The sequence below is a fragment of the Pueribacillus sp. YX66 genome, assembly GCF_041725775.1.
Taxonomy (GTDB): domain Bacteria; phylum Bacillota; class Bacilli; order Bacillales; family UBA6769; genus Pueribacillus.
In genome coordinates this window covers 65,854-92,362 of record NZ_JBEUEL010000002.1, presented here as the reverse complement: position 1 = coordinate 92,362, position 26,509 = coordinate 65,854, and the positions used below count along the sequence as shown (strand labels likewise).

Sequence of the window (26,509 nt, the reverse complement as noted above, 5' to 3'; positions counted from 1 at the left end):
AATGACCTTACTCTCTTTATACTAACAAAAAGATATGAATTGAATATGGTAAAGACGATGAGAGGAAGAGTACTTTTTCGTACGTTTGTAAAGCGAGTCAGGGTTGGTGAAAGCCTGACCAAACTGAAAAAAAGGAAGATCACCCTTGAGTCTAATGCTGAACGGAAAGTAAGTATTGGCGTTTTATTCGCGTTAAGAATATAAAGTGGCAAAACGGTTAAGGTATAATCGGTTTGCTATTAGGGTGGTACCGCGAGATCTTTCTCGTCCCTATGGGGATGAAGAAAGGTCTTTCTTTTTTTGAACACGAATTATATAGTTGCAGGAGGAAACAAAATGAGCTATAAAGAAACTTTGTTAATGCCTAAAACCGATTTCCCAATGCGTGGTAATTTACCGAATAAAGAGCCGCAGTGGCAAGCGAAGTGGGATAAAGAAAACATCTATAAAAAAGTGCAAGAGCGTACGAAAGGTCGTCCTTTATTTGTGCTACATGATGGACCGCCATATGCGAATGGAGACATCCATATTGGCCATGCGATTAATAAAGTTTTAAAAGATATTATCGTTCGCTATAAATCAATGCGTGGCTATCATGCACCGTACGTTCCTGGTTGGGATACACACGGTCTGCCGATTGAAACAGCACTGACGAAATCGGGAAAAGTTGATCGTAAAAAATTATCTGTCGCAGAGTTCCGTAAATTATGTGAAGAATATGCACTTAAGCAAATTGATCGCCAACGTGAACAATTTAAACGTCTTGGTGTTCGTGGGGATTGGAACAATCCATATATTACATTAACGAAAGAATATGAAGCACAGCAAATCAAAGTTTTCGGTGAAATGGCGAAAAAAGGTTACATTTATAAGGACAAAAAGACGGTATATTGGTCACCTTCTTCAGAATCGGCTCTAGCAGAAGCAGAAATCGAATACGCAGATAAGCGCTCACCTTCCATTTATGTTGGGTTCCAAGTGACAGATGGAAAAGGTGTATTAAAAGGAGACGAACAAATTGTCATTTGGACGACGACCCCGTGGACAATTCCAGCAAACTTAGCGATAGCTGTTCATCCAGAATTTGAGTATACGGTTGTTAATGTGAACGGGAAAAAATATGTCGTGGCGAAAGACTTAGTCGATACGTTAACGAATGAGTTAAATTGGGGAAATGTAGACATTGAAAAAACGCTCCTAGGTGAAGAACTTGAATTTGTTGAAACAAAGCATCCTTTTTACGATCGAAAGTCACCCGTCATTTTAGGGGAACACGTAACACTAGATGCGGGAACAGGGTGTGTCCATACAGCACCAGGACACGGGGAAGACGACTATATTGTCGGTAGAAAATATAATTTAGAGATTCTTTGTCCCGTCGATGAAAAAGGGGTCTTCACTGATGAAGCACCAGGTTTCGAAGGTATATTTTATGATAAAGCGAACAAGCTCGTAACAGAAAAACTTGAAGAAGTTGGAGCATTACTTAAGCTAACGTTTATTACCCACTCCTATCCTCATGATTGGAGAACGAAAAAACCGATCATTTTTAGAGCAACAGAGCAATGGTTTGCATCGATTAAAGATTTTCGCGATGAACTTCTTCAAGCGATTAAAGATGTCAAATGGTATCCTGCTTGGGGTGAAACGAGACTTCATAACATGGTGAAGGAGCGTGAAGATTGGTGTATTTCACGCCAACGTACTTGGGGAGTACCAATTCCTGTTTTTTATGGAGAAGACGGTGAACCGATTATAACCGATGAAACGATTGAACATGTCGCGAACTTATTTAGAAAATACGGTTCAAACGTATGGTTTGAAAGAGAAGCAAAAGATTTACTTCCAGAAGGATTCACGTCTGAACATAGCCCGAACGGTGAATTTAGGAAAGAACTTGATATTATGGATGTTTGGTTTGATTCAGGGTCATCACATCAAGCCGTATTAGCTGAACGTGACGATTTAACGCGACCTGCTGATGTCTATCTTGAAGGCTCAGACCAATATCGTGGCTGGTTTAACTCGTCTTTATCAACGAGTGTAGCCGTTACAGGAAAAGCACCTTATAAAGCGATCATTAGCCACGGATTCGCACTTGATGGCGAAGGCAAAAAAATGAGCAAATCGTTAGGAAATGTTGTCATTCCAAATGATGTTATGAAGCAACTCGGAGCTGATATTTTACGACTTTGGGTGTCTTCAGTTGACTACCAAGCTGACGTTCGTGTATCTGACAAAATTTTAAAGCAAATTGCTGAAGCATACCGTAAAATCCGAAACACGTTTCGATTTATGCTTGGGAACTTGCATGACTTTGATCCGCATGCTCATCGCGTTTCAATGGAGGAGCTTTCAGAAATCGATCGTTTTATGCTCGTTAAATTAAATGAATTGATTGAAAAAGTAACGAGTTCGTACGAAGAATATCAATTTTCACCAATTTATCATGCGATTCATAACTTCTGTACGATTGATATGAGCTCTTTCTATTTAGATATTGCGAAAGATACACTTTATATTGAAAAGGCGGATGATGTGAGACGTCGAGCCATTCAAACGGTACTTTTTGATACATTAACGGCATTAGTTAAATTATTAGCACCGATCATTCCGCATACGATGGAAGAAGTATGGTCGTACATTGACGGTGTAGATGAAGACAGTGTCCAACTAACAGATATGCCAAAAACGTCGGAAATTCCGAATGCAGAAGCGTTAAAAACTAAATGGGAAAACATCATTTCAATTCGTGACGAAGTGTTAAAAGCGCTTGAAGATGCTCGCAAAGAGAAAGTTATCGGTAAATCATTGGAAGCGAAAGTCGTTCTGTATCCGACAAACGATGCGAAATCATTACTCTCTGAAGCGGGCAGATTAGAACAACTATTTATCGTATCGCAAGTGGAAATCACGAATGACAAAGACCAAGCTCCGAATGAAGCACAATCGTTTGAACACGTTCAAGTTGTCGTTCAACATGCGGAAGGAGAAACATGTGAGCGTTGCTGGAACGTATCGAATGAAGTTGGCAAGCATGAAGAGCACCCTACATTATGTTCTCGCTGCTTTACAGTGCTTACATCAACAGAGTGATCGTTGAGAACGGAGGTTAGTTTGTGATTTACTATTTGATTGCTCTCATCGTCATAGCGATTGACCAAGTGACAAAATGGCTTATCGTTACAAATATGAAAATAGGTGAACAAATTCCATTAATTGAGAATTTACTCTACATTACGTCACATCGTAATAAAGGAGCCGCATTTGGCATTTTACAAGGTCAAATGGGATTGTTTTTTGTAATCACAATTTTCGTCGTTGTCGGGATCGTGTACTATTTACAAAAACAAGTGAAATATGTTGGAACCGGAATTGCCTTCGGGCTCATTCTCGGAGGAGCGCTTGGAAACTTCATCGATCGTTTATTTAGAGGTGAAGTTGTCGATTTTATTGATGTGAAAATCATCAATTATGATTTTCCGATTTTTAACGTGGCTGATTCTTCTCTCGTCATCGGAGTTATTTTACTCATGCTGTTCACATTCAAAGAAGAACAGGCAAAAGGAGAAGTATAATGGAAACGTTCCATTTCACAGTGGATGAACAGCAAATCAATCAACGCATCGATAAGCTTTTAGCTGATTGGCTACAAAGTTTGTCACGAGCTCGGATAAAGGATTTAATTAAAGAAAATCGTGTAACTGTTAATGACAAGCTAGTGAAAGCAAGTTACAAATGCCAACTTCACGATGAAATTGAAATTCAAATTCCCGAGCCAGAACCGATTGACATTAAGCCAGAACAAATCCATCTAGATATTTTGTATGAAGATACGGACATTATCGTAGTAAATAAACCGCGTGGGATGGTTGTTCATCCCGCACCTGGACATGATTCCGGAACGCTCGTTAATGGTTTACTTGCACATTGTCAAGATTTATCAGGGATAAATGGAGCCATTCGGCCCGGTATTGTGCATCGGATTGATAAGGATACATCTGGGCTCATTATGGTTGCTAAACACGATCAAGCACATGAATCGCTCGCTCAGCAACTTAAAAATAAAACCGTAGTAAGAAAATATAATGCTATCGTTCATGGTCAGGTAGAGCATAGCAGAGGAACTGTCAATGCTCCGATTGGACGCGATGAACGTGACCGTAAAAAAATGACAGTCACGGAAAAAGGTCGGGAAGCAATGACACATTTCAAAGTCATCGAACGGTTTTCAAAATACTCGTTCATAGAATGTCAACTCGTTACAGGGAGAACACATCAAATTCGAGTTCACATGAAATATATCGGTCATCCTGTAGCTGGTGATCCGAAATACGGTCCGAAAAAAACATTGCCGATTGAAGGTCAAGCACTTCACGCTAAAACACTTAGTTTTGTTCATCCGACTACTGGGGAACAATTAATGTTTTCGGTCCCTTTGCCGAACGATATCGTTTCACTTCTCGAAGATTTACGCACTTGACACGTATGGTGAAGTTTGTCATAATACTCGTAACAAAATAAACCTTTAATATCAGTCCCGTGAGGCTGTAAAGGAATGTCCAGACATGATAAGGTGTATTTTGTATGTCGAAAACCCCTCACGGCTTGTGGGGGGTTTTTATTTGGTAAAGGTGGTGGCACATTGGAGGAGCAAGCGATTATACTTGACGATCAAGCGATTCGCCGGGCTTTGACGAGAATTTCACATGAAATTATTGAGCGAAACAAAGGCATTGATAACTGTATTTTAGTCGGCATTCGGACACGGGGAATTTATATTGCTGAGCGGTTAGCTAACAATATTGAGAAATTCGAAGGCACACAAATTCAGGTGGGTGAAGTTGATATAACGTTATACCGTGACGATTTGTCTGAGAAAACTGTTGATCATGAACCGTTGCTTAAATCGACAAAACTACCAGAGGACATTACGAATAAAAAAATTATTTTAGTCGATGACGTCCTTTACACTGGCAGAACAGTACGGGCTGCAATGGATGCATTAATGGATTTAGGGCGTCCCGCTCAAATACAACTCGCAGTTTTAATCGACCGTGGTCATCGTGAACTCCCGATTCGCCCCGATTATATCGGAAAAAATGTTCCGACAGCTCGGACAGAAATCGTCAATGTGGAACTATTAGAAGTAGACAGCTTAGACCAAGTAAGCATAAAGAAAAACAAATAAAGCCCTTTTAATTAAGTCCCGTGAGGCTTGAAAAGGGGTGTGATGCTCTCTTATGTATAGGAGCAGTATACCCTCTTTGTCAACCTCGGCAGAGAGGTTTTTTTAATGTTAACAATAGTAGGAGGGGTGCATAGTGAAAGACATACTAGAATTAGCAACGCTATCAAACGATGAAATCTACGATATTTTACATGAAGCGGAACGATTTCAAAAAGGGATGCACTGGAAGCCTACTCAGCAAATGTTTGCTGCCAATCTGTTCTTTGAACCGAGTACACGAACGAGATTTAGCTTTGAAGTTGCAGAGAAAAAATTAGGGCTTGAGACGTTACATTTTATTGCAGAACATTCAAGTGTTCAAAAAGGCGAAACATTGTACGATACAGTCCGGACACTAGAAGAGATTGGAGCAAATGTCGTCGTCATTCGACATAAGGAAGAACGCTTCTATCATTCGCTAAAAGGAAACCTTTCAATACCGATAATTAATGCGGGTGATGGTTGTGGAAATCATCCAACACAATCACTATTAGATTTACTTACGATATACCAAGAGTTCGGAGCAATCAAAGGCTTGAATGTAGCAATTGTAGGGGATATTAAACATAGTCGAGTTGCGCGTTCGAATGCAGAAGTATTACGTAGATTAGGAGCGAATGTTTACATTTCAGGGCCGAAATATTGGTATGATGATACATTAGGAGATTATGTTGATCTGGATAACGCAGTTGAACAAGTGGACGTGCTAATGATGCTACGTATTCAGAATGAACGGCATCATCACAAACTTCATCAGACAACTGATGAATATAAATACCATACACAATACGGATTAACGGTTGAACGCGAAAGACGGATGAGAAACACGAGCATTATCATGCATCCAGCACCTGTGAATCGAGATGTAGAAATTGCTTCAGAACTTATCGAATCACCAAAATCACGCATTTTTAAACAAGTGAAAAATGGTGTTTACGTTCGAATGGCTGTGTTAAAACGAGCACTAATCGGAAATTAGAATGGGAGATGAAAACGTGAAGCTTTTATTAAAAAACGGTAAAATTGTTATGCCTAATAATGAATTAGAGATGTATGACGTATTGATTGAATCCGGACGGATTAAAAAATTAGCAACATCTATCACCGAAACCGATGTGCAAACGATTGATGTGAACGGACAACTTATCATTCCTGGAATGCTCGATTTGCACATTCATTTACGTGAACCCGGCGGGGAACATAAAGAAACGATTGAAACGGGGACGAAGGCAGCGGCAAAAGGCGGATTTACGACGGTAGCAGCGATGCCGAACACGAACCCTGTCCCAGACAATGTTGAAACGCTTGTAAACATTAATAAACGAATTGAAGATGCAGCGGTGATCCGTGTTTTGCCTTACGCGGCAATTACGAAACAGCAAGCAGGTGCAGAGTTGACGAATTTTCAAGAGCTAAAAGAAGCAGGCGCCTTTGCTTTTACGGATGACGGCGTCGGTGTGCAAAGTGCTGGAAAAATGTTTGAAGCGATGAAACAAGCTTCAAAGATTAACGCTGCGATTGTCGCACACTGTGAAGAAAACACGTTAATTAATGACGGAGCTGTACATGAAGGTGTTTTTTCAGAAAAACAGGGCATAAACGGAATTCCATCGGTGTGTGAATCTGTGCACGTTGCCCGTGATGTTTTGCTTGCGGAAGCTGCAAATGTTCACTATCACGTTTGTCATATTAGTACGAAAGAGTCTGTACGTGCCGTACGAGATGCAAAAAAGGCAGGGATTCGCGTGACCGCGGAAGTGACACCGCATCATCTTCTACTTTGCGATGAAGATATTCCAAGTTTAGACACAAACTACAAAATGAATCCGCCGTTAAGAGGGAAAGCTGATCGCGACGCTTTAATTGAAGGGCTTTTAGATGGAACGATTGATTTTATTGCAACAGACCACGCTCCACATGCTGAAGAGGAGAAAGCAGCAGGAATCGAACGAGCTCCATTTGGAATCGTGGGGTTAGAAACGGCGTTTCCATTGTTATACACTCATTTAGTGAAGAAGGGTGTTTTAACGCTAAAACAGCTTGTAGACTTTTTAACAGTAAAACCAGCAAATGTTTTCGAACTACCATACGGAAAGCTTGAAGAAGGCAGTATCGCCGACATTGCGGTTATCGATATCGAAAATGAAGAATCGATCAACCCGAAGCAATTTTTATCAAAAGGAAAAAACACACCTTTTACGGATTGGACGTGTACGGGCTGGCCGACATTGACCATTTTTGAAGGCAACATCGTTTGGAAGAAACAGTAAAGCTAAAGGAGAAATCAAACATGCCAAAACGCACGGATATTAAAAAAATCTTAGTTATCGGCTCTGGGCCGATCATTATCGGGCAAGCAGCCGAATTTGATTACTCGGGAACGCAAGCATGCCAATCGTTAAAAGAAGAAGGCTATGAAGTCGTATTAGTGAATTCAAACCCGGCAACCATTATGACGGACACGACGATGGCTGATAAAGTTTACATCGAGCCAATTACATTAGAATTTGTTACTCGCATTATTCAAAAAGAACGCCCTGATGCCCTTTTGCCTTCTTTAGGCGGACAAACAGGGCTTAACATGGCGATGGAACTTCACGAACAAGGGGTGCTCGACCGTTTTAACGTAAAAGTGCTTGGAACGAATCTTGAAGCGATTCAAAAAGCAGAAGATCGCGATTTATTCCGGAGCTTAATGGAAGAAATCGGTGAGCCGACACCGACGAGTGAGATCGTTCATACACTTGATGAAGCTTACAAATTTGTAGAGAAAGTAGGCTATCCGATTATCGTTCGCCCTGCCTTTACACTTGGTGGTACTGGTGGCGGTATCGTTGAAAATGAAAAAGATTTAATTGAGATTGTCTCAAGCGGGTTGAAATATAGTCCTGTTACTCAATGTTTGCTTGAAGAGAGCATTGCGGGGTATAAAGAGCTTGAATTTGAAGTAGTGCGTGATTCGAATGATGAAGTCATCGTCGTTTGTGATATGGAAAATGTCGACCCCGTTGGTGTACATACGGGTGACTCGATCGTTGTCGCTCCGAATCAGACGTTAGCAGAAGAGGAGTATACGATGCTTCGAGAGTCAGCAATAAAGATTGTACGTGCCATTGGGATTGAAGGCAGCTGCAACGTGCAAATGGCGCTAAATCCAACGAATAAAAAATATTATATTATCGAAGTAAACCCGAGAGTAAGCCGTTCATCTGCATTGGCATCGAAAGCAACGGCTTACCCGATTGCAAAACTAGCGGCTAAAATTGCAGTCGGACTGGAGTTTTCAGAAATTATAAATCCAGTGACGGAAGAGTCATATTCACAATATGAACCGAAGCTTGATTATACCGTTGTCAAAATTCCACGCTGGCCGTTCGATAAATTTGAATCTGCCAACCGTAAACTCGGAACACAAATGAAATCGACTGGCGAAGTGATGGCGATTGGAAGTAGCTTTGAAGAAGCATTGCTTAAAGCTGTTCGCTCGCTTGAATCAAATGTTTTGCACATTGAACAGCCTGAAATGCAACAATTATCAGCTGAGGAACTTGAAAAACGCATCGCGATTGCAGATGATGAACGATTGTTCGTTATCGCAGAAGCGTTTCGAAGAGGGTATACGGTCGAGCAAATTTTTCAGTTCAGTAAAATCACACGATATTTTCTCGAAAAAATCGAAAACATGATCGCGCTAGAAAAGCGGTTAGTAAACAGTAAAAACGATGTAGAACTTTTACGTGAAGCAAAACGTCTTGGTTTTTCTGACGATGTGATTGCCAATCGATGGAATCTGACCGAACGAGACGTATACAATTTCCGAAAAGAAAACAATCTGATGCCTGCTTACCGAATCGTCGATACGGCTGAAAATGAAATAAAAGCACAAACACCGTATTTTTATAGCACGTTTGGCAATGAAAATGAAACGGAAGAGACAGAAAAGAAAAGCGTCCTTGTTTTAGGTTCCGGCCCGATTCGGATCGGTCAAGGCATCGAGTTTGATTATGCGACGGTCCACTCCGTTTGGGCGATTCAAGAAGCAGGTTATGAAGCGATTATTATTAACAATAACCCTGAAACAGTATCAACGGATTTTACGACTTCCGACCGGCTCTATTTTGAACCATTAACTGTTGAAGATGTGATGCACGTCATTGAGCGTGAAAAGCCAGTGGGCGTCATCGTTCAATTTGGTGGACAAACAGCAATTAATTTAGCATCTGAATTAGCAGAAAGAGGCGTGCAGATTTTAGGCACAACACTTGAAAATATGGATCGTGCTGAAAATCGAGATGAATTTGAACAGCTTTTAAGAAATTTAAAAATACCACAGCCTCTCGGAAAAACAGCTACTTCAGTTGAAGAAGCGGTCGGAATTGCGGAAGAGATTGGGTATCCAGTTCTCGTTAGACCTTCTTATGTGCTAGGTGGTCGTGCAATGGAAATTGTTTATAAAAAGGAAGAGCTACTCCATTACATGGAGCACGCTGTCAAAATTAATCCGGAGCATCCAGTCTTAATTGACCGATATTTAACAGGAATCGAAATCGAAGTTGACGCCGTTTCTGACGGTAAGTCTGTCTTTATTCCTGGAATTATGGAACATATCGAGCGCGCGGGTGTTCATTCTGGTGACTCGATTGCTGTTTATCCACCACAAAATTTGTCAGCAAAAACGAAACAACAAATTATCGATCGAACGATCGCACTTGCGAGAGGATTGAATGTCGTTGGCTTGTTAAACATTCAATTTGTACTGCATAACAATGAAGTTTACGTCATTGAAGTTAATCCACGTTCAAGCCGGACTGTACCATTTTTAAGCAAAATTACGGGTGTTCCATTACCAAATGTTGCGACGAAAGTGATTTTAGGCTCGACTTTATCTGATTTAGGCTATTCAACAGGCATGTATAAAGAAGCGGATGGCGTTTACGTGAAAGTACCTGTTTTCTCGTTCGCTAAACTACGTCGTGTTGACATCACGTTAGGTCCTGAAATGAAATCAACGGGTGAGGTCATGGGGAAAGATGCAACGCTAGAAAAAGCGTTATATAAAGGCTTGCTTGCGTCAGGCATGAAAATTCCAACGAATGGTTCTGTTCTGTTTACAATCTCGGATAAAGATAAACAAGAAGTGATGCCTGTCGTAAAGCGATTTTATGAAATTGGCTTTCAAATTTTAGCAACTGAAGGAACGGCAAAAGCGATTCAAGCGCAAAATATTCCTGTCACAACAGTGAATAAAATTGCAGCGGAACAGCCGAATTTACTAGATGTCATCCGCCAAGGCGAAGCAAATATCGTCATTAATACGTTGACGAAAGGCAAACAGCCTGAACGAGATGGGTTTAGAATCCGCCGTGAAGCAGTAGAAAATGAAGTCGTCTGTTTTACTTCACTCGATACAGCGATTGCTTTATTAACCGTATTAGAAATGATGGCTTTTACGATGATGCCGATGCCCAAATTTGTAAACAAAGAAGTGATTTCTCAATGAATGCACCGATTATTGCGCTAGACTTTCCATCTATGGAGGAAGTAAGTACATTTTTGTCTCAATTTCACAATGAAACATTACATGTGAAAGTCGGTATGCAGTTATTTTATAAAGAAGGTCCCTCTATCATCGAAAAGTTAAAAGAAGCAGGACATTGGATTTTTCTTGATTTAAAATTACACGATATTCCAAACACAGTAAAAGAGGCGATGCGAAGCCTCTCTTCATTAGGAGTGGATATGGTCAATGTCCATGCGGCAGGCGGAACAAACATGATGGAGGCAGCCATTGAAGGGTTAGAGTTAGGATTGACAGGTGGGAGGGCTCGCCCTCTCTGCATGGCTGTCACTCAGTTGACGAGCACGTCTGAAAAGATGTTAAAAGAAGAGTTGCTGATTCATAAAGAGATGGAGCTGACAGTCCTCCATTATGCGAAACTAGCAAAACAGTCTGGGCTAGAGGGTATCGTTTGTTCTGCATTAGAAGTTCCGACGATGAAACAAGAATTGAAAAACGTTATAACTGTAACACCAGGCATTCGTCTGCTTGGAGATCGTGCAGATGACCAAACGAGAATTGTCACTCCAGCAAAAGCGAAACAGCTTGGAAGTGATTTTATCGTTGTCGGCCGTAGCATTACGAGAAGTGATAATCCGCTTGCGGCCTATGAAAGGGTGGTAGCTGAATGGCAAAACTAGCAGAAACAATTGCAGCTGATTTATTGTCGATTGGAGCCGTTTCGTTAAAGCCAAATGACCCGTTTACGTGGACATCTGGAATAAAATCTCCGATTTATTGTGATAACCGACTTACGCTTTCTTTTCCAGATGTTAGAAAACGAATGGCTGACGGATTAACGGAAATTATTAGAACACATTTTCCGAATGTTGAAGTCATTGCTGGAACCGCAACAGCTGGCATTCCACATGCTGCATTAGTAAGTGAACGATTACATAAATCAATGGTGTATGTAAGAAGTTCCGCAAAAAAGTATGGAAAAGGAAATCAAATCGAAGGTAAAATTGAAGCTGGTAATCAAGTCGTCATTATTGAAGACTTAATTTCAACTGGTGGGAGTGTGATCAACGCGGCGGACGCGTTACGGGATGCAGGAGCAGACGTGTTAGGAGTCGCAGCCATTTTCAGCTATGGACTAGAAAAAGGGAAAAAAATGCTTCAACAAGCAAATTTAACAGTCCAAACTTTGACGAATTTAGACGCACTTCTTACAGTTGCTTCACAAACGGATTACATTAATAATGATGGCATCCAGCTCGTCCAAAACTGGCGTCAAAACCCTTCAGATTGGCAGAATTCGTAATTATAAAATAAAGCTCAAAGGACTATCTAGAAGTCACTCTAGTGATTTTTAAATAGTCCTTTTTGTGATTTTGGAACTCGATTAAAGAATAAAAACCACTTTGCTCATTCAGACAAATCACTACTTTTATAGTGGATTGGTCCATTTTTACACCACATGAATCATTACAAAACACCTACAAATGTAGGTTATTTTTTGAATTATCCGACACTATTCGGAATAGTTATGATTGAGACAAACCTTTATCTTAGTATGTGAGGTCTACTCGTATGTGTAGACGAAAAAAATGAAGAAGGTATTATAAAATGAATCATCTTTTGAAAAACCAATTATAGCAATGTTCACGTTGTCAATGGTCTTTTTGTATATGTTTAGTACGAAGGCAAATGCGGCAGTCGGAACTCAGAAGGTTGAGAAAACGTTTATATTTGAATGTGCCGCAAAGTCACCAATACCTGGAATAGATCCAGTCATTAATCCAACTCTGCCTACATTAGTTGCAGCAGGTGAAGAGTTTCATTTACAAAATGTGTCAGTCAGCTTTGATTTTCCAGATGCCACCAACTGGTCCGATGAACCAATGATTGTCGACCTTGGGAGTCCAAATTTTAAAATAAATTCTGAAAATCAAACAAACAAAGTTCATACATTTTTAGAAGATACGCAAATGATTTCTCCACCGGGGCATGAAGGTCGCCTATTAGTCCCTTTAACACCTGAAGGTGGAGTAGATGTTGGACCGTTTCTTGCTGGTGACGAAGGCAAAGTTACGTTATGGGCCGATGAAGTTGCCTTGAACCTTTACTTAGCACCAACTCTACCATTAGCTTACACTTGTATCGTTCCAGAAAATGAAAAGTTTTTGATTACAACAATTGATATTGACGGAGAAGCTCCTGTCATCACACTCAACGGTGACAATCCAATGATCGTAAAACAAGGCGACCCTTATAAGGAACTTGGCGCAACTGCTCAAGATAACTTCGACGGCGATGTATCAGATGATATTGAAATTTCAGGTGACGTTGACACAGACACAATTGGCACGTATACGGTGACGTATACAGTGAGCGATAGTGTTGGTAATGAAGCAACCGTCGAACGCACAGTAAATGTTGTCGAACCATTCGGTTCATGGTACACGGGTGAAGGACCTCCAAGTGATAGTCTTGGAACGAATGGAGATTCGTATCTCGACATTACGACCGGTGACGTGTACAAGCGTGACCCGAACACATGGACAAAAGTAAGCAATCTGAAAGGTGACGATGGCAAACGAGGTTCAGCAATCCTCACAGGTTCAGGCGCACCATCTGCGGATGCGGGGGATGTCGGTGACTTGTATCTAGATACGAATACAGGTGACCTGTACGAAAAAACGACTGATGGATGGAAGAAAATAGCCAACTTGCAAGGCCCTGCTGGTCCACAAGGTCCAAAAGGACCGAAAGGTTCTGCTGGTTCAGGTAGTGGCAGTGGTTCAGGTGATGATGGTAGTGGAACAGGCAAAACAAAAACATCAACAAGCAGTGATACAGGTGGAAAAAGTAAATCTTCCAAAGGTGGCAAGCTACCAAAAACCGCAACGAGTCTGCCGACTCTCATTCTAATCGGTACTCTTCTTGCGACGACTGGTGGTGTCTTGTTTTTACGTCGGCGCAAAGTCATGGAATGAAAGTCTTAAAATATAGAGAAGCTGTCCAGAACGTTATTTCTGTGACAGCTTCTTCTGTTTTCCTAATTTGTTATGGTCGTAACTTAAGGACGAGATCCTCACTCGGTGTGACATACATCGTTTTTTGATTGCTATATGTGACAAACCCAGGCTTTGCGCCGCGCGGCTTTTTCACATACCGAACTTCTGTGTAGTCGATCGGAACGTTGCTCGATTGTTTCGCTTTGCTGAAATAAGCGGCTAACACCGCAGCTTCGTACAACGTTTCTTCTCCAAACTGATTACCGCGAATGACGACGTGAGACCCAGGAATATCTTTTGCATGGAGCCACGTATCACTTTTACGTGCAAGCTTCATCGTTAAATATTCATTTTGTTTGTTGTTTTTGCCGACGAGAATTGGAACACCTTCACTTGATTCATATGTTTCTGGTTTTGGTTTGTCCACTTTCTTTTTTTCTTTCCGGCGCTTTCGTTTAATAATCCCTTCGTCTTCTAACTCCTCTCGAATTTCAGCAACATCTTCTAGCGTTGCTTTTTCCATTTGAGTGAGTAGCAGTTCAAAATAGGCAATATTTTCTTTCGTTTCTTCGATTTGTCGTTTTACAATTGACACAGCGTTTTTTGCTTTTGTATATTTTTGATAATATGCCTGTGCATTTTCAGCAGGTGTTTTCACAGGATCTAACGTAATCTTTACTTTTTCACCTGGATTGTAGTAATTGTCGACTGCAACTTGAGATTGTCCGCGTTTTATTTCATGCATATGTGCGGTAAGCAGTTCACCGTACAATTGATATTGCTCAGCTTTTTCTGTATCATGCAACGTTTTTTCAAGCTTTTTAAGTTTTCGTTTATTTTTTTTCATTTCATTGCTTAATCGCTTTTCTAGATCGCTCGCTTGTTGTTTGATGCGATCCCGCTCTGCTTTACCGAAATAAAAACGATCGAGCATGCTACTTACTGTGTCAAATTTAATTTTTCCTCCATCCATGTGCGTTAAAGACATGACCGAAAAGGCTTCGCGATGCTTCGAACGAACGATTTCAGGTTCGTACGTATTGTTTCGAAACAACTTCATCGCTTCCAAAAACGTTTGCGGCAAACTATCTTTCGTTACAAAGCCTGCCCGATGAACGATCTCTTTACTTACGATGGGGGATAAACCCGCAAAACTTGTGACCAATTGTTGATCGATTTTGCCTTGATTAAAATCAACTTTTTTTAAAACCGTTTCGCGGTCTGCTTCAAGCGGATTTGCTTTGTTTTGGGAAGGGGGTGACACGTATTCCCGTCCTGGTAAGACAGTACGATATGAATTTAAAGATGGCGGCAAATGTTTAATGCTGTCAATAATGATGTTGCGTTCTGTATCCAAAAGGATCAAGTTGCTATGCCTGCCCATAATTTCCACGACGAGTGTTTTTGAAATTAGATCCCCTAATTCATCGCGGGCTTGCAATTCAATATGAATTATACGATCAAGTTCAATTTGTTTAATGTTTTTAACGATACTTCCTTCGATATGCTTGCGAACGAGCATACAAAACATCGGTGGTTGTATCGGGTTCGGATAACGTTCGTTTGTTAAATGAATTCTAGAAAAGTTCGCACTTGTCGAGATGTAAAGCTGAACATTTTTTCGATTTGCACGAATGGACAATAATAAATCCGTTTCAAAAGGTTGATACACTTTATTAATTCTTCCGTTCGATAACGTTTCACGTAACTCTTTTACAACTGCCCTCGTTACAAATCCGTCAAAAGACATGATTTCACCTCATTTACGTTTTATCGTAACTTCTAACAAAGTAGTCTTTAATTGTAGAACATGTACGTAAAACTAACTTGATTCAGTATAGCATGTTTTTTAGCTTGTCTGAATATAGATTGAGTAAGCTTGGGCTCAAGTGATGGAAGGAACAGATGAGGTGAAGAGATGAACTGGTTTAAAAAAGAGATTTCAGAAATTGAAACAGAACTAAGTAGTAACATTGAAACAGGCTTATCTGTGAAACAAGCTTCGAAAAGGTTGGAGAAATTTGGATTAAATCAATTAGAAGAAACTGAACAGAAGTCCGCTTTTTTTATTTTTTTGTCTCAATTTAAAGATTTTATGGTTATTATTTTACTCATTGCCACTTTAATTTCTGGTTTACTCGGTGAATATGTTGATGCGGTTGCGATCATTTTAATTGTTTTATTAAATGGTGTACTCGGCTTCATTCAAGAGCGAAAAGCAGAAAGATCTTTACAAGCGTTAAAAGAATTAACCGCACCAAAAACGTATGTGTTGCGTGAAAGTAAATGGATTGAAATATCGACGACTGAAATCGTCGTTGGAGATATTGTAAAAATAGAAAGCGGAAGTCGAATAAGTGCAGATATTCGTGTAATAGAATCGAAAAGCTTATATGTTGATGAATCAGCATTAACGGGTGAATCTGTACCTGCTCATAAACATGCTGACCCTATTCATGGTGACGATGTGATCATTGCAGATCAAGATAACATGTTATTTAAAGGAACTCTTGCCGTGAAAGGCAGCGGATTAGGAATCGTCGTTGCAACGGGAATGAAGACAGAAATGGGGAAAATTGCTGACCTTATTCAAACGACGAAAACATTGATGACACCATTACAGAGGAAACTTGAACAATTAGGAAAAATATTAATTGCTGTAGCCATTGCTTTAACCGCTCTCGTCGTCATTGCTGGAGTTTTACATGGCCACGATGTCTACACGATGTTTTTAGCGGGTGTATCGCTTGCCGTTGCGGCTATTCCAGAAGGGTTGCCGGCGATTGTCACGGTTTCGCTTGCTTTAGGTGTACAACGGATGATTAAGCGAAAAGCGATTGTCCGCAAACTTCCTGCAGTTGAAACATTAGGGTGTGCAACAGTCATTTGTTCAGATAAAACGGGAACGTTAACACAAAATAAAATGTCTGTTACGCACGTATGGACATTTGATAAAAGTATTCAAGTGGAAGGAACAGGCTATCAACCGGAAGGTACATTTTCAGGTTCTGTGACGGCTGATATTAAGCAGTTGCTTACTTACGGACTTTTGTGTAGCAATGCAACGATTTTAAAAGAAAAAAAAGAGTATCAATTGATCGGTGATCCGACAGAAGGTGCCCTCGTCGTAGCTGCGATGAAAGCAGGCATAGATCAAGAGATTCGACAGAAAGATTATCGGGTTATTAAGGAATTTCCTTTTGATTCACATCGAAAAATGATGAGCGTCATTGTAGAAAATCATGATAAACAACGGTTTGTCATCACAAAAGGTGCTCCAGATGTCGTTCTCGCAAATAGTAACCACATCATGAAAAATGGAAAGAAAAGTATCTTATCGATGAAAGAACAACGAATCATTGAAGAAAAAGTAGAAGATTTAGCTAAAAAAGCACTACGAACTCTAGCTGTAGCATTCAAACCGTTGCCCTATGGACATGACCCTCATCATGAGCATCAAGTTGAATCAAATTTAACGTTTATCGGAATGACGGGAATGATCGATCCCCCAAGACCTGAAGTGAAAGGTGCAATCGAAGCATGTCATGATGCCGGGATTAAGACGATCATGATCACGGGTGATCATTTAGTAACCGCAACAGCCATCGCAAATGATTTAGGGATTTTGCCACAAAACGGGAAAACGATTGAAGGAAAAACACTTGAGCATATGCCGGTTGAACACTTAAAAGAAATCATTGATGATATTTATGTTTTTGCAAGAGTATCACCGGAACATAAATTAAAGATTGTGAAAGCATTGCAAGCCAACGGACACGTTGTTGCGATGACAGGTGATGGCGTTAATGATGCTCCTGCTATTAAGGCTGCCAACATAGGAATTGCGATGGGGATAACAGGAACTGACGTTGCAAAAGAAGCTTCTGCATTAATTTTAAGTGATGACAATTTTGCAACGATCCGCGCGGCGATTGAAGAAGGTCGAAACATCTACGATAACATTCGTAAATTCATCCGTTACATGCTAGCGTCAAACGTCGGAGAAATCTTAGTTATGTTATTTGCAATGCTGATGGGATTGCCTTTACCTTTAGTGCCGATTCAAATTTTATGGGTGAATTTGATTACCGATGGGTTGCCTGCGATGGCATTAGCATTAGATCCTGCTGAACGAGACAGTATGAAGCGTCCTCCACGTAAAACGACTGAAGGTATTTTTTCAGGTGGGTTAGGCTGGAAAATAATTAGCCGAGGTTTTTTAATCGGGATTGTTACATTAGTCGCTTTTATGATTGTGTATGAAACAGAATCTTTAACAAAAGCACAAACGATTGCGTTTTCAACCCTCGTTTTAGCTCAATTAATCCACGTGTTTGATTGTCGAAGTGAACATTCAATTTTTCATCGTAACATTTTTGAAAACAAAGCACTGATGTTAGCTGTCATTTCATCGATGTTGTTACTATTCATTGTCATTTACTACGAACCGCTTCAACCTGTATTCCGAACAACAGCGCTAACGATTCAAGATTGGTTGCTTATTACGGGATTGGCGTCGATTCCAACGGTTTTGCTTGCGCTGTTCAACGTATCAAAACAGACGAATATTCGCAGAGTGAAAAACTAATTTGCAAGCTTGCCAAACGGGCAAGCTTTTTTTGAACTTTCCCTTTTTTATTCTTAATGGTAAAATAAAAAAATACGGATTTTAGTGGAAGTGATTGAATGCTAAAAAGTATGACAGGCTATGGTAAAGCAAACTTTAAAAATGAAGACCTTTCAATTCATATTGAAACCAAATCTGTGAATCACCGATACTTAGATATATCTGTTCGCTTACCGTACGGTTTTCTTGAATATGAAGACTCGATAAGACAGCTCGTTCGCTCATACATAAAAAGAGGAAAAGTAGATGTATTTGTAACGATTGAAAGTGACTCTCTTTTTGAGAAACAATTACATGTGAATTATGAGTTACTAGAAAGTTATATTCAAACGCTTCAGCACATAAAAAGAAAGCATAACCTTTCAACAACACTTTCGCTTGATCATATTTTGCAATTGCCAGAATTATTAACTGTTGTTGAAAAAGAAAATAAATCATCAATGCTTGACGAAATACTCGTTACTACTTGTTCAATTGCTGTGCAAAATCTCGTATCAATGCGGGAAAAAGAAGGGGAGATGTTGCATTCGAAAATCGTAAACAATTTAGATTGTGTCATGCAATTTTTGCAAAAGATTAAAATTCGTTTTGAACAACTTGAGTCGATCATTTACGAACGATTGCAAGATCGGATCTATGAGCTCGTTCACGACAAAATGGAAATTGATGAATCACGATTACTGACGGAAGTCGCTTTATTATCGGAAAAAACAAACATCCAAGAAGAAGTGATTCGTTTGGAAAGCCATTGTAAACAATTTCAATCTGTGTTACAGGAGAAAGATGCGGTCGGGCGAAAACTTGATTTCTTAATTCAAGAAATGAATCGAGAAATAAATACAATCGGTTCAAAGGCAAATGACTTGATGATCAACCGTGATGTAGTAAATATGAAAAGTGAACTTGAAAAGATGAGAGAACAGATACAAAATATTGAATAAATGGAAGCAGAAAATCGGGAGGAATGGGATGAATATTAAATTGATTAATATAGGATTTGGGAATATCGTATCGGCAAATCGAATCGTTTCTATTGTTAGTCCTGAATCTGCACCAATTAAGCGTGTCATTCAAGAAGCTCGTGATCGAAATATGTTAATTGACGCTACATATGGGAGACGAACGCGTGCGGTGATTATTGCCGATAGCGATCATATTATTTTATCAGCAGTGCAGCCTGAAACAGTTGCACAACGATTATTAAATAAAGATGATATCGAAGATAATTAGCAGCGAGTGACTGGAGGATTTGTATGGAACGGAACGAAGGCATTTTGTTCGTGCTTTCTGGACCTTCTGGAGTTGGGAAAGGGACAGTTCGTGAAGCGATAATGGAAGGGAGAAACGAAACACTTCATTATTCTATTTCTGTGACAACTAGAAAGCCGCGAGATGGAGAAATTGATGGAGTAGACTATTTTTTTAAATCGAAAGTTGAATTTGAGCAGATGATTAAAAACAATGAATTGCTTGAGTGGGCTGAGTATGTTGGAAACTACTATGGTACTCCGATAAAATATGTACAGAAGATGTTAAAGAAAGGAAACGACGTTTTGCTTGAAATCGAAGTTCAAGGTGCGATGCAAGTGAAACAAAACTTTCCGAATGCTGTATTTATCTTTTTAATGCCACCTTCGTTAACGGAACTTAAAAATAGAATTACGAATCGGGGAACAGAAGAAGCGCACCTCATCGAAAATCGAATGTCTGTAGCTAAAGAAGAAATTCAGCTCATGACTCAATATGATTATGTCGTTGAAAATGACGAAGTTGAGGCGGCTTGCCATCGAATCCAAGCGATCATCTGTGCTGAACATTATCGAAAAGATCGGCTTTATTATAAATATAAAAATATGCTGGAGGTTGAATAAAATTGTTATACCCTTCAATTGATTCATTACTAGAAGTGATCGATTCAAAATATACTCTCGTTACGTTGTCAGCGAAACGTGCACGTAACATACAAGAACACCAAAATCAGATCATTGAAAATCCACAATCATTTAAACCTGTTGGAATTGCACTTGAGGAAATTCAAGAAGGTAAGCTAACTTATGAACAGGGAGAAAGTACAGTTAAGTAATAACAACCTTTTTGAGGTTGTTATTTTTTTCACATATTAAGGTTTTTGGGTAATTTTTAAAATCTAGAAAACATGCCTACGATAGGAGAGAGATAGATGATGGAGCTAAATGGTAAAAAAATTTTGCTCTGTGTAACGGGTGGGATTGCTGTTTTTAAAGCTGCTGCATTAACGAGCCAGCTGTATAAAAAAGGGGCAGATGTAAAAGTGATGATGACACCTGCTGCCCAGCAATTTGTCACCCCACTTACATTCCAGACGATGTCAAGAAATCACGTTTACGTTGACACATTCGATGAAAAAGACCCGAAAAACATCGCCCATATTGAACTAGCTGATTGGGCTGATCTCGTTGTTATCGCACCAGCAACAGCGAATATCATTGCGAAGTTAGCACATGGTTTAGCAGATGATATGATTTCTACTACACTTACGGCAACGACTGCCCCAATTTTCATTGCACCAGCAATGAACTCCCATATGTATGAACACCGTGCAGTTAAACAAAACATGCAAACATTAGCATCGTTTGGCTATCGATTTATCGAGCCAGGGGAAGGTTTGCTCGCATGTGGTTACGTTGGAAAAGGTCGGCTTGCTGAACCAGAAGAAATAGTACGATCACTTGAACAATATTTTCTTAAAACGAACGAACAACCATTGCAAGGGAAAAATGTACTCGTTACCGCTGGTCCAACGGTTGAAGTGATCGATCCTGTTCGTTACCTGACGAATCGGTCTACAGGAAAAATGGGATTTGCGATTGCAGAAGTCGCAAGTGATTTAGGTGCAAAAGTAACTTTAATTGCGGGTCCAACAGCACTTGATACGCCATTCAATGTGAAGCGAATCGATGTAACATCAGCAGAAGACATGTACGAAGCGGTAATAAACGAATTTGAACAAACTGATCTTGTCGTAAAATCAGCAGCAGTCGCCGATTATCGTCCGAAAGAAGTCTTTTCTCATAAAGTTAAGAAAAAAGAGGGTGATTTAACGATCGTTATGGAGAGGACGAAAGATATTTTAGCTGAATTAGGCAAAAGAAAACAACATCAATTTTTAATTGGGTTTGCTGCAGAGTCAACGAATGTGGAACAATTCGCTTTACAAAAGTTAAAGAAAAAAAATTTAGATCTGATCGTTGCGAACAATGTGAAAGAAGCAGGTTCTGGTTTTGCAACAGACACGAATGCGGTTACGCTTCTTGATCGGAATGGAAATAGAAAAGAATGGCCTCTTTTAACAAAACATGAAGTTGCACACCGCCTATTATTAGAAGCGCTCGCGATGATGAAGGATGACAAAAAACAATGATTGCGAAGGTGATCGTTGATGTGGCAACGAGTCAAACCGACCGTCCTTTCGATTACAAAGTTCCGAACCAGTGGACAAGCATAATTGAAAGAGGAATGCGTGTTATCGTTCCGTTTGGTCGACGAAAAGTACAAGGATTTGTCATAGATTTCCAAGAAGAGTCAGACATTTCAAAATTAAAATCGATCGATGAGCTCCTTGATTTAGAACCTGTATTAACGTCTGAATTGCTTGAACTCGGTTTCTGGTTAAGCGATCACACACTTTGTTTTTCAGTAACCGCTTTACAAGCGATGCTTCCCGTTGCATTGAAAGTTCATTATAAAAAACATGTGAAAATAAAAGAACGAGACGCACTTCCGAATGAAGTTCAATCGCTGTTTAAACAGCGAGAGTCTGTTAGCTTAACAGAATTGAATAAAAGTTCGACAGAACAAATGAAACAGATTCAAACACTTCTCAAGCAAGGTGTTCTCGAAATTGTTACTGAAATTAAAGAGCGTAAAACAAAAAAAGTGATAAAAGTGATCGAACCGAAAGTCGATGTAGAGACGTTAAAAAAAGAAATTAAATTGTTAGATCCGAGAGCAAAAAAACAAACAGAAATTTTACAATGGTTTACTGAAAACTTTAAGGAAATTCCTGTACAACAACTATTGGACACGCTACACGTATCGCGTTCAGTATTAAAGTCTTTAATTCAAAAACAGTTACTCGTTGAAAAAGAACGGCAAGTATATCGCGATCCATATGCGATAGCGTCAAGTGAATTGTCGCAGCCGCTTCCGTTAACTGATGTTCAGAAAAAAGCAATTAATCCGATCTTATCCGCTGTTTCGAAAGAAAAACGAGAAACGTTTTTAGTGCACGGTGTGACGGGAAGCGGGAAAACAGAAATTTATTTACAGTCGATTGCTTCCGTTTTGCAAAAAGGGAAAGAGGCGATTGTGCTCGTTCCTGAAATTTCACTCACTCCGCAAATGGTCAAGCGATTTAAAGAACGATTTGGGGAAAAAGTTGCTGTTTTACATAGCGGCTTATCAGCAGGAGAAAAATACGACGAATGGTTAAAAATTCATCGGAAACAAGTAAAAGTTGTCGTCGGCGCGCGTTCGGCGATTTTTGCACCGTTTGAAAATCTCGGAATGATTATTATTGATGAAGAACACGAAAGCAGTTACAAACAAGAAGAAAATCCCCGTTATCATGCGAGAGATGTCGCGGAATGGAGAAGCGATTATCATCAATGCCCTCTTATTCTTGGAAGTGCCACACCATCTTTAGAGTCGTATGCAAGAAGCATCAAACAAGTATATCAGTTGTCTGAATTGAGCGAACGGATTTATTCTCAAGCGATGCCTACTGTAATTACAGTTGATATGCGAGAAGAGCTTCGTGAAGGGAACCGATCCATTTTTTCGAGAGAGCTTGTTGAAAGTTTAAAAGAATCGCTTGCTAGAAATGAGCAATGTGTCCTTTTGTTAAACCGACGAGGATACTCTACATTTATTATTTGTCGTGATTGTGGTTACGTTGCTGAATGTCCTCATTGTGACATTTCACTAACCTACCATAAAAATAAACAGCAGGTGAAATGTCATTATTGTGGGTATGAAGAACCTGTTGCGAATCGCTGTCCAGAATGTAGCAGTGAACATATTCGGTTTTTTGGAACGGGTACACAAAAAGTAGAAGAAGAATTATTGAAACTTATTCCTGAAGCTCGCATTATTCGCATGGATGTCGATACAACATCACGAAAAGGGGCACATGAAAAACTTCTATCAGCATTTGCGAATAAACAAGGTGACGTTTTATTAGGGACGCAAATGATTGCGAAAGGTCTAGACTTTCCAGATGTCACGCTCGTCGGAGTCATCACTGCAGATACGATGTTAAATTTACCTGATTTTCGGTCAGCAGAACGGACATTTCAATTGTTAACACAAGTTGCTGGCCGCGCGGGAAGACATGAATTAGCTGGGAAAGTCATCATTCAGACGTACGCGCCTGAACATTACAGTATTCAATATGCAAGTGAGCATAATTACCACGCTTTTTTTAATCAAGAAATGAAGATACGTCAAGCACATGCTTACCCGCCTTATTATTATTTAACTTCGATTACCGTTTCACATCATGAACTTATGAAGGTTATAGCGATTAGCGAACAAATTGCCAAAGTTCTTAAACGTCAATTATCGAAGCAAGCTGTAGTTTTAGGCCCAGCTGCATGTGTCATTCCACGTATCAAAGATAGATATCGTTACCAATGCATGGTAAAATACAAAAATGAACCGAAGTTAGTTGAAACATTAAAAACGATATTATCGCATTACGAAAGTGAACTGACTCAGTCTGAATTACAAATCATCATTGATCAAAATCCGCAAATGCTTATGTAGTTAAGAGAAGGTGAACGTTAATTTGAAAATTATTTTTATGGGAACTCCAGACTTTTCTGTACCGATTTTGAAACAGTTGCTTCATGATGAATACGATGTGATCGCGGTTGTTACTCAGCCGGATCGACCGAAAGGTCGTAAAAAAGTGTTATCGCCGCCGCCAGTGAAAGTAGAGGCATTAAAACATCATTTACCAATTTATCAGCCAGAACAGTTAAAGCAAGAATATGAGCAAATCGTTGAATTAAAGCCAGATCTCATCGTAACAGCCGCGTATGGGCAAATGCTTCCTACCGAAATTTTAGAAGCACCACGTTATGGCTGTATTAACGTCCATGCATCATTATTACCTGAATATCGCGGCGGGGCACCGATTCATCAAGCGATTATCGATGGTAAAAATGAAACTGGGATCACAATCATGTACATGGTTGAGAAGATGGATGCGGGAGATATTTTACAGCAAGTGAAAGTGCCGATTGAGGAGACCGACCATGTCGGTACGATGCATGATAAATTGAGTGCGGCAGGTGCAACGTTATTATCAGAGACGATACCTTTACTTATTGATGGCAAAATACAACCCGTGAAGCAAATTGAGGAGGAAGTGACTTATGCTCCGAACATTACGCGTGATCAAGAACGGATTGATTGGACGAAGGATGGAGAAGCTGTTTACAATCAAATTCGTGGGTTGCACCCATGGCCTGTCGCTTATACACATTTAGATAAACAACCTTTTAAAGTTTGGTGGGGGGAGAAAGTTCCTTTAGCCGAAACGAATGAGCCTGGAACGATCGTGCATATCGAAAAGGACGGTTTTACTGTTGCGACTGGAAATAAAACGGGTATAAAAATTGTCGATTGTCAACCTTCAGGTAAAAAACGAATGACAGCTGAACAATTTTTACAAGGAAAAAAAATGAGAATCGGAGAAAAATTAGGAGATTAAATGAAGACTAAAAACGTTCGTGAAGTTGCGTTCGAAGCGTTGCTCAAAATTGAAAATGAAGAAGCATACAGTAATTTATTAGTAAATAGTGTGATGAAACAAGGAATTATAAATGAGAAGGATGCAGGGCTATTCACTGAAATTGTGTATGGGACTGTTCAACGAAAAAAAACACTGGACTTCTTTTTAAGACAATATTTAATGAAAAAAATAAAGAAGAAAGATGAATGGGTGCTCACATTATTACGAATGTCACTTTACCAAATGGTTTATTTAGAACGGATTCCTGATCGTGCCATTATTTATGAGGCGGTACAAATTGCGAAAAAGAAAGGACATCGCGGATTAGCTAGTATAGTGAACGGGATTTTACGAAATGTGCAAAGAAAAGGGTTACCTGAATTCAATTCGATTCAAAATCATGTGGAACAGCTATCTGTAATGTATAGCCACCCAACATGGCTTGTGGCACAATGGATTAAGCAATATGGCATTGAGACTACGATCAAGATTTGCAAAGCAAACTTAGAGCGAGCCCCCGTGACTGCCCGAGTGAATGTCAGTAAAACGTCAGTTTCGGAAGTAATTGAACGGTTAGAAATGGAAGGTGTAATTGCACAAAAAGGCAACCTCTCCATTGAAGCAATTGAAGTGAAGCATGGGAATCTTTTTGCAACAGACGTCTTTAAACAAGGACTCGTCACTGTTCAAGATGAAAGCTCTATGCTCGTTGGACGGGCAGTGGATCCTCAAAAAGGAGAAACTGTTCTTGATTGTTGTGCTGCACCTGGAGGGAAAACGACACATTTAGCCGAATTAATGAATGATGAAGGAGAAATTATCGCCTTAGATATTTACGAACATAAAGTAAATCTCATTGAACAACAGATTGAAAGGTTACAGATATCGAGCGTGAAAACAAAAGTAGTAGATGCAAGGGAAGCACAGCAGAACTTTTTGAACGAATCGTTTGATCGCATACTTGTAGATGCACCGTGTACTGGGTTCGGAGTTTTGCGACGTAAGCCTGATATAAAATGGACAAAAAGTGAGCAGGATGTCGGTCACATGTCGAGCATTCAAAAAGAAATTCTTCATTCGGTTGCTCCTTTGCTTAAAAAAGGCGGCACACTCATCTATAGCACGTGTACAATCGAAGCACGTGAAAATGAACAAATCATCGATTCATTTTTAGAAACACACGTGGATTTTTCTCGGGATGAACGTCTATGTGAAAGACTCCCTGAAAAATTGTTATCCTATTGTGAAGTCGAACGGGGTGAAGTTCAAATTCTTCCCCACTATTTTCAAAGCGATGGTTTCTATATCGCAGCATTGCGGAAAAATTAAAGTGTATGCTGGATGATTAGGTAGGAGT

Annotated in this window: 20 protein-coding genes and 1 other annotated feature; of the genes, 19 read left to right on the top strand and 1 reads right to left on the bottom strand. The window is 39.8% G+C overall.

The window, feature by feature from the left end:
- Positions 1-48 precede the first annotated feature (48 nt).
- Positions 49-275 (top strand) — a binding site (T-box leader).
- Between the two features lie 61 nt (positions 276-336).
- The 10 genes from ileS (at position 337) to ABU914_RS01440 (ending at position 13,726) form a co-directional block, all read left to right on the top strand.
- Positions 337-3,096: an isoleucine--tRNA ligase gene (ileS, locus tag ABU914_RS01485; RefSeq protein WP_379667985.1), complete on the top strand. Its 2,760-nt coding sequence runs from the start codon at positions 337-339 to the stop codon at positions 3,094-3,096.
- 23 nt (positions 3,097-3,119) lie between these two features.
- Positions 3,120-3,578, top strand: coding sequence for a signal peptidase II (gene lspA, locus ABU914_RS01480; RefSeq protein WP_379667984.1), 459 nt, complete (start codon positions 3,120-3,122; stop codon positions 3,576-3,578).
- The gene (locus ABU914_RS01475; protein ID WP_379667983.1) at positions 3,578-4,483 is read left to right on the top strand and encodes an RluA family pseudouridine synthase; all 906 of its coding nucleotides are present in this window, start codon (positions 3,578-3,580) and stop codon (positions 4,481-4,483) included. The genes lspA and ABU914_RS01475 overlap by 1 nt, the downstream gene beginning before the upstream one ends.
- A 162-nt stretch (positions 4,484-4,645) precedes the next feature.
- A complete protein-coding gene (pyrR, locus tag ABU914_RS01470; protein WP_379667982.1) occupies positions 4,646-5,191 on the top strand; it encodes a bifunctional pyr operon transcriptional regulator/uracil phosphoribosyltransferase PyrR in 546 nt (181 codons plus the stop codon).
- Positions 5,192-5,324: 133 nt separating this feature from the next.
- Entirely contained in the window at positions 5,325-6,209 is an 885-nt protein-coding gene (locus tag ABU914_RS01465; protein ID WP_379667981.1) for an aspartate carbamoyltransferase catalytic subunit, read from the top strand.
- Between the two features lie 16 nt (positions 6,210-6,225).
- Positions 6,226-7,500, top strand: coding sequence for a dihydroorotase (locus ABU914_RS01460; RefSeq protein WP_379667980.1), 1,275 nt, complete (start codon positions 6,226-6,228; stop codon positions 7,498-7,500).
- 20 nt (positions 7,501-7,520) lie between these two features.
- Positions 7,521-10,730 (top strand): carbamoyl-phosphate synthase large subunit, encoded by a 3,210-nt coding sequence (gene carB / locus ABU914_RS01455; protein WP_379667979.1) that lies wholly within the window; start codon positions 7,521-7,523, stop codon positions 10,728-10,730.
- On the top strand, positions 10,727-11,428 hold the full coding sequence (gene pyrF / locus ABU914_RS01450; protein ID WP_379667978.1) for an orotidine-5'-phosphate decarboxylase: 702 nt from the start codon (positions 10,727-10,729) through the stop codon (positions 11,426-11,428). Before carB ends, pyrF begins: the two co-directional genes overlap by 4 nt.
- Positions 11,416-12,051: an orotate phosphoribosyltransferase gene (pyrE, locus tag ABU914_RS01445; RefSeq protein ID WP_379667977.1), complete on the top strand. Its 636-nt coding sequence runs from the start codon at positions 11,416-11,418 to the stop codon at positions 12,049-12,051. Before pyrF ends, pyrE begins: the two co-directional genes overlap by 13 nt.
- A gap of 367 nt (positions 12,052-12,418) precedes the next feature.
- The gene (locus ABU914_RS01440) at positions 12,419-13,726 is read left to right on the top strand and encodes an immunoglobulin-like domain-containing protein (RefSeq protein ID WP_379667976.1); all 1,308 of its coding nucleotides are present in this window, start codon (positions 12,419-12,421) and stop codon (positions 13,724-13,726) included.
- A gap of 70 nt (positions 13,727-13,796) precedes the next feature.
- Here the strand turns inward: ABU914_RS01440 and ABU914_RS01435 are convergent, their stop codons facing one another.
- Positions 13,797-15,497 (bottom strand): Rqc2 family fibronectin-binding protein, encoded by a 1,701-nt coding sequence (locus ABU914_RS01435; protein WP_379667975.1) that lies wholly within the window; start codon positions 15,495-15,497, stop codon positions 13,797-13,799.
- A 168-nt stretch (positions 15,498-15,665) separates the two neighbouring features.
- Between ABU914_RS01435 and ABU914_RS01430 the strand changes: the two genes are divergently transcribed.
- The 9 genes from ABU914_RS01430 (at position 15,666) to rsmB (ending at position 26,481) form a co-directional block, all read left to right on the top strand.
- On the top strand, positions 15,666-18,335 hold the full coding sequence (locus tag ABU914_RS01430; protein WP_379667974.1) for a calcium-translocating P-type ATPase, SERCA-type: 2,670 nt from the start codon (positions 15,666-15,668) through the stop codon (positions 18,333-18,335).
- 98 nt (positions 18,336-18,433) lie between these two features.
- Positions 18,434-19,315, top strand: coding sequence for a YicC/YloC family endoribonuclease (locus tag ABU914_RS01425; RefSeq protein ID WP_379667973.1), 882 nt, complete (start codon positions 18,434-18,436; stop codon positions 19,313-19,315).
- A 28-nt stretch (positions 19,316-19,343) separates the two neighbouring features.
- Entirely contained in the window at positions 19,344-19,604 is a 261-nt protein-coding gene (remA, locus tag ABU914_RS01420) for an extracellular matrix/biofilm regulator RemA (RefSeq protein ID WP_379667972.1), read from the top strand.
- A gap of 23 nt (positions 19,605-19,627) precedes the next feature.
- Entirely contained in the window at positions 19,628-20,245 is a 618-nt protein-coding gene (gene gmk / locus ABU914_RS01415) for a guanylate kinase (RefSeq protein ID WP_379667971.1), read from the top strand.
- Between the two features lie 2 nt (positions 20,246-20,247).
- Positions 20,248-20,457: a DNA-directed RNA polymerase subunit omega gene (rpoZ, locus tag ABU914_RS01410; protein WP_379667970.1), complete on the top strand. Its 210-nt coding sequence runs from the start codon at positions 20,248-20,250 to the stop codon at positions 20,455-20,457.
- A 96-nt stretch (positions 20,458-20,553) separates the two neighbouring features.
- Positions 20,554-21,774: a bifunctional phosphopantothenoylcysteine decarboxylase/phosphopantothenate--cysteine ligase CoaBC gene (gene coaBC, locus ABU914_RS01405; RefSeq protein WP_379667969.1), complete on the top strand. Its 1,221-nt coding sequence runs from the start codon at positions 20,554-20,556 to the stop codon at positions 21,772-21,774.
- The gene (gene priA / locus ABU914_RS01400) at positions 21,771-24,179 is read left to right on the top strand and encodes a primosomal protein N' (protein WP_379667968.1); all 2,409 of its coding nucleotides are present in this window, start codon (positions 21,771-21,773) and stop codon (positions 24,177-24,179) included. The genes coaBC and priA overlap by 4 nt, the downstream gene beginning before the upstream one ends.
- A gap of 22 nt (positions 24,180-24,201) precedes the next feature.
- A complete protein-coding gene (gene fmt / locus ABU914_RS01395; protein ID WP_379667967.1) occupies positions 24,202-25,131 on the top strand; it encodes a methionyl-tRNA formyltransferase in 930 nt (309 codons plus the stop codon).
- Positions 25,132-26,481 carry a 16S rRNA (cytosine(967)-C(5))-methyltransferase RsmB gene (gene rsmB, locus ABU914_RS01390; RefSeq protein ID WP_379667966.1) on the top strand — a complete coding sequence of 450 codons (1,350 nt, stop codon included), beginning with the start codon at positions 25,132-25,134 and terminating at the stop codon, positions 26,479-26,481.
- Positions 26,482-26,509 lie beyond the last annotated feature (28 nt).